Here is a 14,654-nt window from a genome sequence, read left to right as displayed (position 1 = left end):
GTTGATTTATTTTATATTTAGATTATAAAAAGATGGTCTATTTTAAAAAAATTAGTTTTAACCCGGAAGACACTGCCATACTGGAAGCAGCTTTAAATGAGTTTTCTGAAGAACGGGTAAGTTTGGCCGAGTTTCAACCCAAAATTGGCAACCAATTTTTTGCGAGGCAAATAGATAAAAGCGGCATCAATTATACCCGTTTAATGTCGCGGTTTGACAGGTTTGTGCCCAAGCTGATTTTTTACATGGCGATTAAAAGAGGTAACTGCGTTTGCCGGCCTAGTATAAGTAACCGTTCATTTGGTGTTTTGGTATTAATTATTGGCGGTATTGCTGCTAATACGATGTCGACCGATAAAAACGACCCGCATTATGCCGGGCTGATAATCCTCAGTACGACTTTAGCCATTTTTATTTTGTTTACAGTAATGGAGTGCCTGCAAACACAAATGAAAATTAAACGGGCTTTATCAACCTATAAATTGATAAAGCGGATTGCTCTATGAAGTGTACTATTGTCATCCACCCCTCACAAATATCCCATCTGTACACTAATGCCTTACCAATTGAGTAAATTTGTTTAAATACATTAAACAAAGGAACATTTTATATTGAATACCAACCGCCCGCCCAAAAATACCATCGACAACAAAATAACCTTAAAAGAACGTTTCGACGCGTTGCGCAACCTGCCTGCCTTTTTTAGGTTGGTATGGCAAACCAACCGCTGGATGACTGTAGTTAACGCCCTGTTGCGTATTGCCCGCTCGGCCATGCCGCTTGGTCTGCTGTACGTGGGCAAGCTTATTATTGATAAGGTGGTTACCATAAGCCACAGCCAGGTAAAAGATATGGCCCAGCTTTGGGAGCTGGTAGGGCTTGAGTTTGCTTTGGCGATATTAACCGATGCGTTAAGTCGCGCAATTACCCTGATGGATAGCCTGCTTGGCGATTTATTTAGCAACCACACATCCGTAAAAATCATGGCGCACGCCGCCACGCTGGATCTTGATCAGTTTGAAGATTCGGTGTTTTACGATAAGCTGGAACGCGCACGGCAGCAAACCGTTGGGCGCACCATATTACTATCGCAGGTAATGAGCCAGGTGCAGGATTTAATAACCATGGGCTTTTTGGCGGTAGGGTTGATGGCCTTTAACCCATGGCTTATAATATTGCTCCTTATAGCCATTATCCCCGCTTTTTTAGGCGAATCGTACTTTAACGACCGGAGCTATGCCCTTACCCGCGGCCAAACGCCCGAAAGGCGTGAACTGGATTATATCCGCTACCTGGGCGCCAGCGACGAAACGGCCAAGGAGGTAAAAATATTCGATCTTTCGGGGTTTATCATCGACCGCTTTAAACAGCTTTCGAATAAATTTTATACTGATAATAAGCGGCTGGCCATCAACCGGTCCTTATGGGGTACGTTTTTTGCCATGCTGGGCAGCCTTGGCTATTACGGCGCTTATGTGGTGATTATTATCCGCGCGGTACAAGGCAGTGTAACCATTGGCGAACTGGCTTTCCTGGCAGGTTCCTTCAGGCAGTTGCGGGCTTTGCTCGAGGGAATACTCACCCGCTTTACAGCCGTATCGCAGGGGGCTATTTACCTGCGCGATTTTTTTGAATTTTTTGAGATCGAGCCTAAAATTAAACTTTCGGTAAGTGGCCTGCCATTCCCTGAAACTATTCGGCGGGGCTTTACTTTTGAGGATGTTGGGTTCAGGTACCTCAACTCCGATAAATGGGCCAACAGGCACCTTAGTTTTACCCTTTATCCCGGCGAAAAGCTGGCGCTGGTAGGGGAGAACGGGGCCGGCAAAACCACCCTGGTTAAATTATTAGCCCGGTTATATGACCCTACTGAGGGCCGCATTTTATTAGATGGCATCGACCTGCGCGAATATGACCTGGCCGATTTGCGGCTTAACGTAGGCATTATCTTCCAGGATTATTTGCGATACCAAATGAGTTTTGCACAAAACATTGCCGTGGGTAAAATAAGCGAACAGGATAACCGGCCGCTGATAGAACACTCGGCCCGCCAAAGCCTGGCCGATGTACTGGCTGCCAAACTACCCGGCGCTTATGACCAGCAACTGGGTAAACGCTTTGCCGACGGTGTTGAGCTGTCTGGCGGCGAATGGCAAAAGGTTGCCCTTGCCCGCGCTTATATGCGCGATGCCCAGTTACTAATATTAGACGAGCCAACCTCGGCCCTCGACGCCCGCGCCGAATTCAATGTTTTTGAACGCTTTGCCGAACTCACCAAAGGCCGGTCGGCAGTACTGATCTCGCACAGGTTTAGCACCGTGCGTATGGCCGACAGAATATTGGTACTCGAAAAAGGCGAGCTTGCTGAAATTGGCAGCCACGAAGAACTGCTCCTGAAAGGCGGCCGCTATGCCGAACTGTTTGATTTGCAGGCGGCGGGATATAGATAGTGAGTTGTGAGTTGTGAGTAGTGAGTTGTGAGTAGTGAGTAGTGAGTAGTGAGTTGTGTGTAGTGAGTTGTGAGTTGTGAGTAGTGAGTAGTGAGTTGTGAGTAGTGAGTTGTGAGTTGTGAGTTGGATTATGTTAAATAGTTAAAACAATCTTCGTCAAAGCAGCTTTCCATAATGACTAATGACTAATGACTAATGACTAATGACTAATGACTAATGACTAATGACTAATGACTAATGACTAATGATTGTAATAGGTATGTTACAAAGAATACAAAATTTGCTGGGTTTAGCTATAAAAAATATTGATAAATTCCATTTATCTTGAAAATTGCGTAAAACTACGTATGCATTTTCAGTGAAAACACCGTGTGTTTTTTAAATGTCAAGCCGTATCTTTGATGTAACATTTATTTAATACCTAAGTCCCGAATTTAATCTGCCTATCGCTATGAAACTTTTTTACCATTTTTTATTCTTCGTGATAGCATCACTCGTACTATTGGCATGTGCCAGTGTTTTTGCATCCGATCCTCAGGTTCAATCGCAAACAGATGAATTTACATCGCCGGAGCCCGACGATGACAGCCCTGTGCATGATTCAACAATAGCTGCCGACCAAACCGGCCTGTTTGTGCTTACAGGCTTAAAGGATAACACACAGTCATATCTTTTTTACGCGGTTAATGGCAAACAAAAACAGGTCTATAAAAAGTACTCATACCTGGACAATTTTCAAGTAGTATTCAATCAATTTAGCCTGCCCCAAAAATTCAAATAGTTCGATTCAGTTAATTTTTTAGTTTAATTTAGTTAGGGAAACAGTTGCAAGCAGCCGGTATAGCAATGTACCGGCTGTCTTGTTTTTGCAAGTTGCCCGGCAGCTCTTAGTATTTAAAATGCCCAAATGTAAAAAATATGCTTAACACGGGAATGGCGAGTAAAAAGTAGGCTTTGGCTAATTGCACATTATCGGCATTGCCAGTTATAAATACTTTGTACATGTCGGTTTTTATGGTTTCTATTCTTGCTTTCATAACTCAAAAAATTAAAGTCGCGGTAAATGTGGACTGTTGTAATTTTGACAGAAAGCGCTACGCAGGGTTTAATGATGTACAAAATTATCCTTGCTCATTTCGGGATGGTAATGTAACCCAGGAGTAAGCCAGTGGAGCAGTATCACCCTTGAATACCTGAAATTAAACGGCGATAATACTACAGCCACACTTAATATAATGGCACAATACAGCCAGGGGTTACTGCTGCCGGTTAAAACACTAATGGCCACGGCAAGGGTAACCATTTCGGCAACGTTTAGGGCATAGCTCACAAACATAGCCACATAAAAATACCCGGGTTCCCGTTCATAAACAAGGCCGCAGTGCGTGCAGGTTTTGTTCATCACCTGACCCTTAAAGCCATACATACTGTTGGCAAACAAGTCGCCACGGCGGCAACGGGGGCATTTTGCATGTACTATGGCGGGCCAGGCTGCTAATTTATATTGGGTAGTTTCCATAATGTTATCCAGTTTAAGATGTTAATATTTGTTTGCGAAATTCTTCGGGGGTAACGCCTTCTGTTTTTTTGAAAAATTTAGTAAAGTAGGAGTTGTCGCTAAAATTCAACCTGAATGAAATGTCGCTTATGCTCAACTGCGGATTGGTAAGCAAGCGCTTAGCCTCCAGCAAAGTGCGGTTGCGGATCAGTTCGCCGGCCGATAAACCCAATAAGTCCTTACAAACGGCATTAAGGTGGTTTGGGGTGATGTACAGCAGTTCGGCATAATCTTTTGGCAGCTTAATATCGGCGTAATGCTGTTCAATTAATTTTTGATAATTTTTAAGCAATGTTTGGTTGTAGGTTAGTTTACCGGCAGTAACCGGGTTATTATTAAGCCTGTTTACAAGGATAAAAATTTGTAACATCAGCAAACGCACCATATCGCTGCCAGATGGTGCAGGGCTGCTTATTTCATTGATGATGCGCTCAAACAGTTCTTTTACAGTGGCAAAGCTATTGGCGGGTAAATTAACAACGGCATCGTTTAAATTGCCGTTAAAAAACGAAAAACCATCCAGGTATCCCGGTTGTAATAAAAACGACTGGATAAAAGCTTCCGAAAAATTAATGATGTAGCCATCTGTAAACCCCTCAAAATGCCAGGAGTGCACCTGCCCCGGAACCATGAAATATATTTGGCCTGGCTTTACGTCAAAGCGTTCAAAATCGATGCTGTGCGTACCTGCACCATGGGTAAATAGTACCAGGTGATAAAACGAGTGCCTATGCGGAAAAAACAGACTTTTATGACTATCAAGATACGGCGCAAACCGGCTTACCAGCAGATCGTCCTGCCGAACGTCGGACAGGGAACAAATATCATAAATAGGAATGCTTTGTATCATAATTCAAAGCTACACACAATACCACCGCTTTAATGGTACTGTACATAGTTTGAATGGTACTATTTACTGATTTTTTTATTTTGATCTATTAAGCTTTAGTCCATTTCTGAATCACATTCTCCAACCGCTCAAAGGTAAAAGGCTTGCTTACAAAATCTTTCATGCCAGCCATGGTACATTCATTTTCATCCTCGCTTAAAACATTGGCCGTCATGGCAATGATAGGCGGCGCATGTTTGCCCTGCTTTTTTATAATGGTACGTGTAGCCTGTAACCCGTCCATTTCAGGCATCTGTACATCCATAAATATGAGATCGTAATGCTGCTTGTCGCTCATCAGGATTGCTTCCCGGCCATTTTCGGCAATATCTATACTATAACCAACCTTTTTGAAAATTTTGCTTGCAATCAGCTGGTTCATTTTATTGTCTTCGGCCAGGAGAATTTTTAGCGGGCGGTATTGGAATACTTCTTTGTTATCTGTTTTTACGTCGGCCGGTAATTCGCCATTGGCAACCCTTAAAGGCAAATTAAAAATAAATAACGACCCTTCGGCCTCCTTGCTGATGGCCCATATTTTGCCACCCATCAGTTCGACCAGTTTTTTACAGATGGACAGACCAAGGCCGGTGCCGCCATATTTGCGCAACGCCGTTGTATTTACCTGGGTAAATGGCTTAAATAATTGCGTTAATGATTCCTGGCTGATGCCAATGCCATCATCCTTTACGCGGAAGCTGAGGTCTTGTACCCCATCTTTTATTTGGGATCCTTTTACGGTTACCGTAACGGCGCCTTCATCGGTAAATTTAATGGCGTTGCCTATCAGGTTTACCAAAATTTGTTGCAGGCGGCCTTCGTCAACCTTAACAAATTGCGATACATTATCATCTACATGGTAGCTCAGGTTGATGGGTTTGCGCAGGTTGGTAATGCCGGGCTGGCTGATATCGATAATAGTTTTAACGCAATGCCTGATGTTGGTAGTAACCGGGGTAATGGTTAGCTTATCGGCCTCTATTTTGGAGATATCTAAAATATCGCTGATGATATTGATGAGGATGTGACCGCTTGATTGCAGGGTTTGCAATAGCTCATGCTGCTCTGGTGTAAGCGCAGATCGTGATAGTAATTGCGAAGCACCGATTATGCCGTTTAATGGCGTCCGTATTTCATGGCTCATATTGGCCAAAAAGTTTGATTTGGCAAAGGTGGCGGCTTCGGCTTCTTCTTTTGACAACCTGAGTTCAATTTGCGATTGTTGCAGTTGCTCGCTTTTTTTAATTAAATCCCGTTTATCGCTTTCGTGGCTTTTTTTAATAAAGCCTATTAATAGACCAACTACTATTATATTAATAACGGCAGATGCTATCAAGTCAAATTCGGCAGATGCTTTGTTGGCGGCACCTGTTACCCATTCGGGATGTATTTTTTCTAACTGATAACAGGTAACAAATACAACACACAACAAAGCGATGAAGATATAGTGGTAACGCTGTTTTATTAATAACGTTATCAATACAATTAAAAAGATGCCTATCTGGGTGGTTGATCCGCTGATACCCCCGTTGTAAAACCAACCGGGGAATATAGCGACAATACCAAAGCCAATAAAAATGTAAACTTTTTTTTCACTATAGCGTACAAAACGGCTTTGGTAATAGGCAAATGCAGAAAAGATTAGTAAAAAAAGATTAGCCAATATCAGCCCCCAGCTAAATCCCAAAAAAACATTAATAATAATGGATATGACGTTATCAAGACAAATGAATAAGGCTATGGCATTAAAAAGTTTATTCTCGAGCGATAAAGCTGGATCGCCATAACCAATAATCCGTTTCAGCTTTTCCATTTAAAATAAATAATTAATTATAAGGAATTTATACGTGATAAAGTGTTAAAAAGATAGGTTAAATAAGCGATTTTTTTTTGAATAAAAAATAATTAGTAGTGAGGTAAATTTGACCAACAAGGTGGGCAATTCTGGAAATTCTTTAATTCGGTTAATTCAGATTCAGACAAATTTGCGTTAGGATCGGCGCGGATACCGGCCAATGGCGTAACGTAGGATTAGTATCAAGTAGTTAGTATCAAGTATCAAGACTGGAGTTGTGAGTTTGCGCTGTTAAATTGGACATTACGGGTAGCTGCTTGTGAGGACACAAGCAGCGGAAAAAAGCAAAAAAATCTTGATACCTGATACTAACTACTTGATACTATTTTAAAATGCTATCCGTCACCTTCGCAATATCGTAGCTTATTTTATTGATAAAACCCAGTTGCTCTTTTAGTAGGTTTTCGTCGGCAGTAAGTTCGGGTTTGTCAATTTCGGTGGTCGGCGCGGTTTTACCTATGTTAAAATCGATGCTTTGGCCATGCAGTTTTTTGTTGCTTTCGTTAAGTACTGATATGTTTTTTTTGAGCAACCGCAGTGCCTCGGGGTGCGGTCGTTGCGCATTTTTTACCAGGCCCGCTTGTATAACGGCTATGTACGATGATAAAATATGGTTAAGTACCACAAATTTGTGCACCTCTTTTACGTTACGCTGCTTGCTTTTGGGCTCGGATGTCATGCGCTCAAAAGTAGCCGATAAGTTGGCCGATTTTACATAGATATCCTTACGGGCCAGCTTGAAAGCGGTAGTTCCTATGGTTTTGCCCGATAAACTTTCGGCAATGGTAATCAGGTATTTAATATTGGCCGCTACCACATCCCGCAGGGTTTCTTCAATTACCTCAAATTCCCAGGTTGGAAAAATGAGGTAACTGGCAATAAATGCGATAGATGAGCCTATCACGGTATCCAGGATTCGTTCCTGGGCAACATTTAAAAGGCCTACGCCTAAAAACTTAAACAAAATAAGCACATAAGGCGTCATGAAAATAACGCTGACTACATAGTTTAGCCGCTGAAAGCTGTATGCGCCTATCATGAATATGGTAAGCAATATAAACTGAACGGTGCTATCGGGTATAAAGTTCAAGATGAGTATGCCAATTGCGCCGCCGCCGATGGTGCCTATCAGCCTTTGGTAATTGCGCTGTTTGGATAGGCTGAAACCCGGTTTTAATATTACAATGATAGTTAGTAATACCCAATAACTATGGTGGCCCTGTGCTATGGTTTTGGCTGTTATAAAGCCAACCAAACAAACCAGCGATACCCGCAACGCGTGTTTAAAAACGCCCGACCCGAATGTGAAATTATCAAAGAAAATATGTGGTGCATAATCCTGGTGGGTTACAAACTGGGAGTACTCTACTTCACCCTTTATTTCTGTGGATTTTAATAAGGTTTTTGAATTATAGTAGTTGTAAATGTTGTTAATACTTTCGGTAAGGTTACGCAGGTTGATGAGCACCTTTTTTAACACCAATGTGCTTGTTTCCTGCTGATCTTTACCTATTGCGTCTATTTTTAATTTTAGCTTTTCAAGCTCCAGGTTAAAATCCATCACATGGCGGTGGCGGGTGTTTGATAATACAATATAGGCCACATCGTCAAGTTCATCGGCCATGTGGTGAATAATGCGTGCTATCTCGTTCAATACGCCGGTATCCTTAAACTTTTCGCGCATCTGGTAATAGTCATAGTGCGTGGCCATAATCTGCTCAAACATATCTACCAGGTCAACAAATGTTAAAACCAGGATTCGGCTTGATGGGGTCGATTCCCTTACCACCAGGCGGCTTTTAAATAACAATTCGCGCACGGCATCCTGGTGCTGGCTTACCTGTATCTGTTGGCTTACCAACTTGCGGTAATTTTCGTCAATATCGCTTTCAGGATTGTAAAATTCGGCTTTAATGCGCAGGAATTTGGCAATGTCAGCCACATTTTCGCCAAGGGTTTGCTGTGCAGCCCGGTAAGGCCGGATGCCGAAGAAGATGAGGCTAAATAACATGTACCATACCCCCCCTGCCAGTATTTGCAGGCTGTACAGCAATACATCTGACGGGGCCAGGGCCTTATCCATCATAAATATCATGATGAGCAAGCTGCATGTACCAACAGACGCAGCCCTGTTGCCATAAACCGTAAACATGCTGAACAGGAAAGAGAATAAAGTAATTTCGAGCCCCAGGGTGTAAATATTAAGGCGTGCGAAACCCGTGGTAACTGCTACAATGAGCAGGCACAAATTGCCAATTGCCATAGCATTGCGCTTATGGGTTGCCGGGCCGGGGGTATCAATAACACAAATGCATAACGCCCCTAATGATAGGGTAAGCCCAAGATCAAATTTGTCAAACTCCAATAACAAAAGCGAGGGCAGCAGGATGCCAGCCGAGATCCGTAAACCATCAGAAAAATACTGACTGTAAAAGAAACTGTTGATTTCGCGGGTGTTAAATTTCATTATTTTTTGTCCGTTTTTACCGGCAATAAAGCTACGATGAATACTTTTATGATTGGTTTTTTGTTGAAACTGATATTATGTTTTCATTTACGCTTTTTTTGCACTCAAAATGCACTGTAAATTTACAATAATTAAATATTTTGACATGGTTTTAGTAAATATGGCATTAATATTAGTTTTTTGTTAGTAATTATCTATTTTTTGCCAAAAATGAATTAAATTCACCGCCGGTATTGTGGCTCGCCCTTTACCCATCAATTTTAACCTTCAATTTATTTGTGCTATGTCGTTAAATTCAAAACTCAGTCAAAGGGAAACAACTTTTAACAGCGAAGTTGTAACCCGTTTTGAGTTGTATAACAGTTTGTTCCAAACCCTGCCGTTTTACCAGGTAAAGGATACCGGAATTTTGCTGCCCTTTTTTAGCTCGCATTGCGAAAAGGGTGCCGCCATGAACGCATCGCCTACAGAAATTATCGAAAGTTTTTTTAAAAAATACGTGCCGGATATTGACCATCGCGAGCAAATTAACCGCATGTTCCGTTTTATACAATATATCGAACGGCAGGTGGTTTTGTTTGATGCCATTGAAGATTCGTCATTTAATAAAATAGGCAAATTTGATGATACCGGTACATTGCAAAGCCTGTTGCAACAAGCGGCCATAAGCGATGAAACGCGCAAAAGCATAAGCGAAAAACTTAAAGATTTTTCGTTAAGGTTGGTACTTACCGCCCACCCAACCCAATTTTATCCGGGTACTGTACTGGGTATTATGACAGACCTTATTGAGGCCGTAAAAGTTAACGATATCCCTACTATTGATGTGTTGCTGCAGCAGTTGGGCAAAACACCATTCTTTAATAAAACATCGCCAACGCCGGTTGATGAAGCCATAAGCCTTACCTGGTTTTTAGAAAACATATTTTATTATGCCGTATCGGGCATCCAATCAAAACTGGAAGAAGAATTTGAGATTGACCCAACCAACCAATTGCTGGAGATGGGCTTTTGGCCGGGCGGCGACAGGGATGGCAACCCCAACGTAACTACCGAAAGCACAAAAGAAGTAGCCAGGTATTTAAGGCAGCGCCTGTTCAGGTGTTACTACCGCGATTACCGGGTGCTTAAACGCCGCATAACTTTCCGTGGGGTTGAAAAACCGATGGCCAAGCTGGAAAAACTGATTTACAGGAATGCCAATGAACACCAGGCCGACCCAAAAGACCTGCAGGGCGAGCTGTTAGATTTGCTGCAAACCATTAAGCACACCCTGGTAACCGACCACGGCGGGCTGTTTTTAGATGTTGTAGAAAACCTGATTCAAAAGATACGCTTGTTTGGCTGCTATTTTGCTACCATCGATATCAGGCAGGATAGCCGTGTGCTGCGCAATGTATTTGATTTTGTAACCTCGCAAGCCGATACCGGCGTTGTTGAAGGCTACACCGATTTGGACGAACAAGAAAAGCTGAAAAAGCTGCCCTTTAACGAGGTTGACTATCACCGTGCCGAAGATGCCGATGCCATGACCTGCGATACGCTGGACACCATCAGGCTCATAAAACAAATTCAGCATAGCAACGGGGAGAAGGCCTGCCAGCGTTTTATTATCAGTAACTGCCAGCGTGCATCTGATATTTTGCAGCTGATTGATTTGTTTTTATGGAGTGGATGGAAAAAAGATAGCCTGAAAGTTGACTTTATGCCGCTGTTTGAAACCGTGAACGACCTTGCTAATGCAGGCGAGATCATGGAGCAACTGTACACCCACCCATATTACGCCGAACATTTAAAATTACGGGGCAACAGGCAAACCATTATGCTCGGCTTCTCTGACGGCACCAAGGATGGCGGTTATTTAATGGCCAACTGGAGTATATATAAAGCTAAGGTTGAAATGACGGCTATTGCCCGTAAATACGGCATCAGCCTGGCATTTTTTGACGGCAGGGGAGGCCCGCCTGCACGTGGCGGCGGTAAAACACACCGTTTTTATGCCTCAATGGGCAACGACATTGCAAATGAGCACATTCAGCTTACCATACAGGGCCAAACAGTAAGCTCGCAATACGGCTCTGTTGAAACGGCAAGGTTTAATATGGAGCAACTGCTTAACGCCGGTATTATTTCTGCCTTGCATCCCGATCGTAAAGATTTGTTGGGTACCAGGCACAAAACATTGATATCGGAAATGGCCGACGAAAGCTACTCGCTTTTTATGGCGCTGCGCGCACACCCGTTATTTTTAGAGTACCTTGAAAAATTCAGTCCGCTTAAATTACTGTCAAAAATCAATATCAGCAGCAGGCCAACCAAACGCGGCGGCGGCGGGCCTATGAAACTGGAAGATTTACGCGCCATTAGCTTTGTAACCTCCTGGAGCCAGCTTAAACAAAGTATCCCCGGTTTTTATGGGGTAGGTACTTCATTAAAAAAGATGAAAGATGATGGCAACTGGCACGAGGTGCAGGAGTTGTACAAAACATCGGGTTTCTTTAAAACCATGCTTGATAACTGTATGATGTCGATGTCGAAATCCGATTTCAGGGTTACGGCTTACCTGGAAAAAGACAAAAAATTTGGCGAATTCTGGAAAATGCTGAAGGAAGAGTTTGTGCTTACCCGCACCATGTTACTGGAGCTAACCGGCAGCACCGTACTAATGGAAGAATACCCGGTTGAACGTAAATCAATTGCCATCCGCGAAAAAATTGTATTGCCGTTGGTTATTATGCAGCATTACGCCTTGCAGTGCTTAAACAACTGCAAGGATGAAGAGCTGATAGAAATTTATCGCAAGCTGGTGATTAGGACGGTTTACGGTATAGTGAACGCGGGGAGGAATTTGGCGTAAGCCCCGGCCCCCTCTAAATCTCCCCCGGTAGGGGAGGCTTGAAAACAAAACGGCGAGACTTCTTAAGGAAGTCCCGCCGTTTTGTTTTGTCTTAAGCCGCCTGCTAATAAAAGTCTCCCCTACCGGGGGAGATTTAGAGGGGGCTCGGCTCCATCCCTGTTGAAATAGCAAACCTGTTCCATGCGTTAATGGCGATGATAGCCAGGATTACCTGTGCTATATACGCTTCATCCAAAACCTTTGCGGCAGCTTCATAAGTGGCATCAGATACGTGGTGTTGTATCAGGGTTACCTCTTCGGTTAAAGCAAGGATGGCCCGCTCTTCTTCGGTAAAAAATGGCGTTTCGCGCCAGGCGTTCAGGGCGTAAATACGTTGCTCGGTTTCGCCGGCTTTGCGCGCGTCTTTAGTGTGCATATCTATACAAAAGGCACAGCCATTGATTTGCGACGAGCGGATCTTAATCAGTTCGCGGTGGGTTTTGCTTACGACGCCTTTGGCAATATATTGATCGAGGTTTAATAATATCTTGTAGGCTTCCGGGTCGGTTTTACCGATACTTACTCTTGTTTTCATTTTGTGTTGTATTGTTTTAATACCCCAAAGGTGGCGACAAATCAGGCCTCAAAAAATGAATCAAGGTTAAGAAAATGAGGGATAGCTAAACTTTTTTCGCCCTTATTTTACTCATAAACTGTGGGGTAAAGCCCAGGTACGATGCCAGCATATATTGAGGCACGCGCTGCATAAATGCCGGGAAAAGGCTGCTGAAATGGCGGTAGCGTTCTTCGTCGCTCATGCCATAAATATATTTAATGCGGGTTTGGGTTGCGCTAAAGGCGCGTTGGTATACTATCCTGAAATAGCGTTCCAGTTTGGGCACTGCCTCAAAAAGCTCCTCCTGTTTATTTTTGCTGATGCTGATGACTTCGGTATGCTCAACCGCCTGGATGTAGCAGGAAGATGCACGGCCGCTTTCCAGGCTGTCAAAATCAGTCATCCACCAGTTTTCAATGGCAAACAGTGTGGTTTGCTCATTTAGTTTTTTGTTGATGAAATACAGGCGAAGACAACCCTTACTTACAAAAAAAAGTTCTTTGCAAACAAGCTCCGGTTGCAGCAGGAATGTTTTTTTCTTAACCGTTTTTACAGTTACTGCCGCATTGATCAACTGTTCCTCGTCCGCGGTAAGTTGAACGAACTTTTTAATATGGCTTGTAAGAGTAGATTGCACATACAATAATACAAGTATTGAGTGGGCTATGCAAAAAAGGGTTATTCCCCTTGGACGTGTCACGTTGTAAAATTCCGTAGGCCGCAAAGGGGGGGATGTCATTCGAAAAAAGACTGTCATCCTGAGGCACGAAGGATCTGCTTACAAACTTTTCTATCGGTCATGCACGGCTGACAGATCCTTCGTTCCTCAGGATGGCAGTGGAGCGAGGCAGTACCTTTCCAAATATCCCTTTAGCGCCTTATCAAACATGTTACCCCAATCCTACAAAAGTCTTTCTTTTCAAGATTCTTCAATCCGGTTTTAATTATTTTTCCAGGTACTCTTTCAACGATGTGCCAGTAATATGTGTCCATCCGGCCACAAAGTTTTCGCGTTTGAATGACGGCAAACCCGGGAAAGTTTCCAGGCCTCCATGCGTAAGTTTAAGGCGGGTTCCGTCGCCATCGGGGAACAACTCCCATGTTACTTCCGAATAGCCCTCATAGCCGTCGTACGTCCAGCTATGGGTAAGCTTGCTGCCGTCAACCACCTCGGTAACTTTGCACTTGTGTAAAAACTCTGTGGTGCCGTCGCTGCCGGTAAATTCAAATTCAAAGCCTACTACGGGTTTAAAATCGGCCAGCTTAAAATACCATTCCGCCATTTTATTAACATCGGTAATAGCCGCCCAAACTTTGCTGATGGGAGCTTTGTAAATGCGCTCAATTACAAAAGGTTCTGTGTTCATAGCTTTTCAATTTTTTGTTTATATAGATGGTGTGTTTTGTTCGTTGGTTAAAAACGCGTCAAGGGCATCCAGTTTATTGGTCCAAAAACGGCGGTACTGTTCGGCCCAGTCGGTAACTTCTTTCAATTGCTTCAGGTCGGCCCTGCAATAGCGTTCGCGGCCTTGCTGCTTAATCACCAGTAAGCCGCATTCGGTCAATATTTTAATGTGTTTGGATACCGCGGGGCGGCTCATGTCAAAGTTATCGGCCACGGCGTTCAGGTTCATGCTTTGGTGGGCAATCAGGTTGATGATCTCGCGGCGGGTAGGATCGGCAATGGCTTTAAAAACGTCTCGGTGCATATGTTTAAAAATGACTATATGAAACCATTTGGTTACAAATATATATGAAACCAAATGGTTACGCAAAATTTGTTTTCATTTTTTATGCCGAAATAAAAAGCACCTGTATTCACTCAGTTTGCAAATTATTTGAATCCTGGTGAGTATATATTTCCTTTAAGGGTGTCTTTATCGCAACAGGGTGTAAGGAAACAAAATATTCAGGGTGAATAACATTTTATTGCAATTGCTTTAAATACATTTTGCCACCTGTATCTGGCCATTATGCAGCTGT

General features: G+C 43.1%; 13 protein-coding genes. 4 read left to right on the top strand and 9 right to left on the bottom strand.

All coding sequences use genetic code 11. The annotated features are described in order from the left end of the window. Positions 1 to 32: 32 nt before the first annotated feature. The 3 genes from PQ469_RS19965 to PQ469_RS19955 all read left to right on the top strand — a co-directional run bounded on the left by PQ469_RS19965 (position 33) and on the right by PQ469_RS19955 (position 3,231). Positions 33 to 506, top strand: coding sequence for a hypothetical protein (locus tag PQ469_RS19965; RefSeq protein WP_274209259.1), 474 nt, complete (start codon positions 33 to 35; stop codon positions 504 to 506). A gap of 105 nt (positions 507 to 611) precedes the next feature. Continuing rightward, entirely contained in the window at positions 612 to 2,450 is a 1,839-nt protein-coding gene (locus PQ469_RS19960; RefSeq protein WP_274209258.1) for an ABC transporter ATP-binding protein, read from the top strand. A 451-nt stretch (positions 2,451 to 2,901) separates the two neighbouring features. Further along, entirely contained in the window at positions 2,902 to 3,231 is a 330-nt protein-coding gene (locus tag PQ469_RS19955) for a hypothetical protein (RefSeq protein ID WP_090648089.1), read from the top strand. A gap of 106 nt (positions 3,232 to 3,337) precedes the next feature. Here PQ469_RS19955 and PQ469_RS19950 read toward each other — a convergent pair whose 3' ends face one another. The 5 genes from PQ469_RS19950 to PQ469_RS19930 all read right to left on the bottom strand — a co-directional run bounded on the left by PQ469_RS19950 (position 3,338) and on the right by PQ469_RS19930 (position 9,219). Further along, positions 3,338 to 3,487: a hypothetical protein gene (locus tag PQ469_RS19950; protein WP_177183799.1), complete on the bottom strand. Its 150-nt coding sequence runs from the start codon at positions 3,485 to 3,487 to the stop codon at positions 3,338 to 3,340. A gap of 68 nt (positions 3,488 to 3,555) precedes the next feature. Next, positions 3,556 to 3,969 (bottom strand): DUF983 domain-containing protein, encoded by a 414-nt coding sequence (locus PQ469_RS19945; protein WP_274209257.1) that lies wholly within the window; start codon positions 3,967 to 3,969, stop codon positions 3,556 to 3,558. Between the two features lie 13 nt (positions 3,970 to 3,982). Beyond that, positions 3,983 to 4,858 carry an AraC family transcriptional regulator gene (locus PQ469_RS19940; RefSeq protein WP_090648101.1) on the bottom strand — a complete coding sequence of 292 codons (876 nt, stop codon included), beginning with the start codon at positions 4,856 to 4,858 and terminating at the stop codon, positions 3,983 to 3,985. 88 nt (positions 4,859 to 4,946) lie between these two features. Beyond that, entirely contained in the window at positions 4,947 to 6,710 is a 1,764-nt protein-coding gene (locus PQ469_RS19935; protein WP_274209256.1) for an ATP-binding protein, read from the bottom strand. 364 nt (positions 6,711 to 7,074) lie between these two features. Next, a complete protein-coding gene (locus tag PQ469_RS19930) occupies positions 7,075 to 9,219 on the bottom strand; it encodes an FUSC family membrane protein (RefSeq protein ID WP_274209254.1) in 2,145 nt (714 codons plus the stop codon). 283 nt (positions 9,220 to 9,502) lie between these two features. On the opposite strand from PQ469_RS19930, the gene PQ469_RS19925 reads away from it, so the two are divergent. After that, positions 9,503 to 12,076 carry a phosphoenolpyruvate carboxylase gene (locus PQ469_RS19925; protein ID WP_274209253.1) on the top strand — a complete coding sequence of 858 codons (2,574 nt, stop codon included), beginning with the start codon at positions 9,503 to 9,505 and terminating at the stop codon, positions 12,074 to 12,076. 133 nt (positions 12,077 to 12,209) lie between these two features. Here PQ469_RS19925 and PQ469_RS19920 read toward each other — a convergent pair whose 3' ends face one another. The 4 genes from PQ469_RS19920 to PQ469_RS19905 form a co-directional block, all read right to left on the bottom strand. Then, on the bottom strand, positions 12,210 to 12,650 hold the full coding sequence (locus tag PQ469_RS19920; protein ID WP_274209252.1) for a carboxymuconolactone decarboxylase family protein: 441 nt from the start codon (positions 12,648 to 12,650) through the stop codon (positions 12,210 to 12,212). Between the two features lie 85 nt (positions 12,651 to 12,735). Further along, entirely contained in the window at positions 12,736 to 13,308 is a 573-nt protein-coding gene (locus tag PQ469_RS19915; protein WP_274209251.1) for a Crp/Fnr family transcriptional regulator, read from the bottom strand. 307 nt (positions 13,309 to 13,615) lie between these two features. Next, positions 13,616 to 14,038, bottom strand: coding sequence for an SRPBCC family protein (locus tag PQ469_RS19910; RefSeq protein WP_274209250.1), 423 nt, complete (start codon positions 14,036 to 14,038; stop codon positions 13,616 to 13,618). Positions 14,039 to 14,056: 18 nt separating this feature from the next. Beyond that, a complete protein-coding gene (locus tag PQ469_RS19905; protein WP_090648125.1) occupies positions 14,057 to 14,380 on the bottom strand; it encodes an ArsR/SmtB family transcription factor in 324 nt (107 codons plus the stop codon). Between the last annotated feature and the right edge of the window lie 274 nt (positions 14,381 to 14,654).

The sequence above is a fragment of the Mucilaginibacter sp. KACC 22773 genome (genome assembly GCF_028736215.1).
Classification (GTDB): Bacteria; Bacteroidota; Bacteroidia; order Sphingobacteriales; family Sphingobacteriaceae; genus Mucilaginibacter.
The sequence above is the reverse complement of the archived record's forward strand: the minus strand, read 5'-3'. Positions and strand labels throughout refer to the sequence as shown.

Bases quoted from the DNA above. Each gene is read 5' to 3' on its own strand.
- PQ469_RS19965 (WP_274209259.1), top strand. From the start codon at position 33: ATGGTCTATTTTAAAAAAATTAGTTTTAACCCGGAAGACACTGCCATA.
- PQ469_RS19955 (WP_090648089.1), top strand. From the start codon at position 2,902: ATGAAACTTTTTTACCATTTTTTATTCTTCGTGATAGCATCACTCGTA.
- PQ469_RS19950 (WP_177183799.1), bottom strand. From the start codon at position 3,487: ATGAAAGCAAGAATAGAAACCATAAAAACCGACATGTACAAAGTATTT.
- PQ469_RS19945 (WP_274209257.1), bottom strand. From the start codon at position 3,969: ATGGAAACTACCCAATATAAATTAGCAGCCTGGCCCGCCATAGTACAT.
- PQ469_RS19940 (WP_090648101.1), bottom strand. From the start codon at position 4,858: ATGATACAAAGCATTCCTATTTATGATATTTGTTCCCTGTCCGACGTT.
- PQ469_RS19935 (WP_274209256.1), bottom strand. From the start codon at position 6,710: ATGGAAAAGCTGAAACGGATTATTGGTTATGGCGATCCAGCTTTATCG.
- PQ469_RS19930 (WP_274209254.1), bottom strand. From the start codon at position 9,219: ATGAAATTTAACACCCGCGAAATCAACAGTTTCTTTTACAGTCAGTAT.
- PQ469_RS19925 (WP_274209253.1), top strand. From the start codon at position 9,503: ATGTCGTTAAATTCAAAACTCAGTCAAAGGGAAACAACTTTTAACAGC.
- PQ469_RS19920 (WP_274209252.1), bottom strand. From the start codon at position 12,650: ATGAAAACAAGAGTAAGTATCGGTAAAACCGACCCGGAAGCCTACAAG.
- PQ469_RS19910 (WP_274209250.1), bottom strand. From the start codon at position 14,038: ATGAACACAGAACCTTTTGTAATTGAGCGCATTTACAAAGCTCCCATC.
- PQ469_RS19905 (WP_090648125.1), bottom strand. From the start codon at position 14,380: ATGCACCGAGACGTTTTTAAAGCCATTGCCGATCCTACCCGCCGCGAG.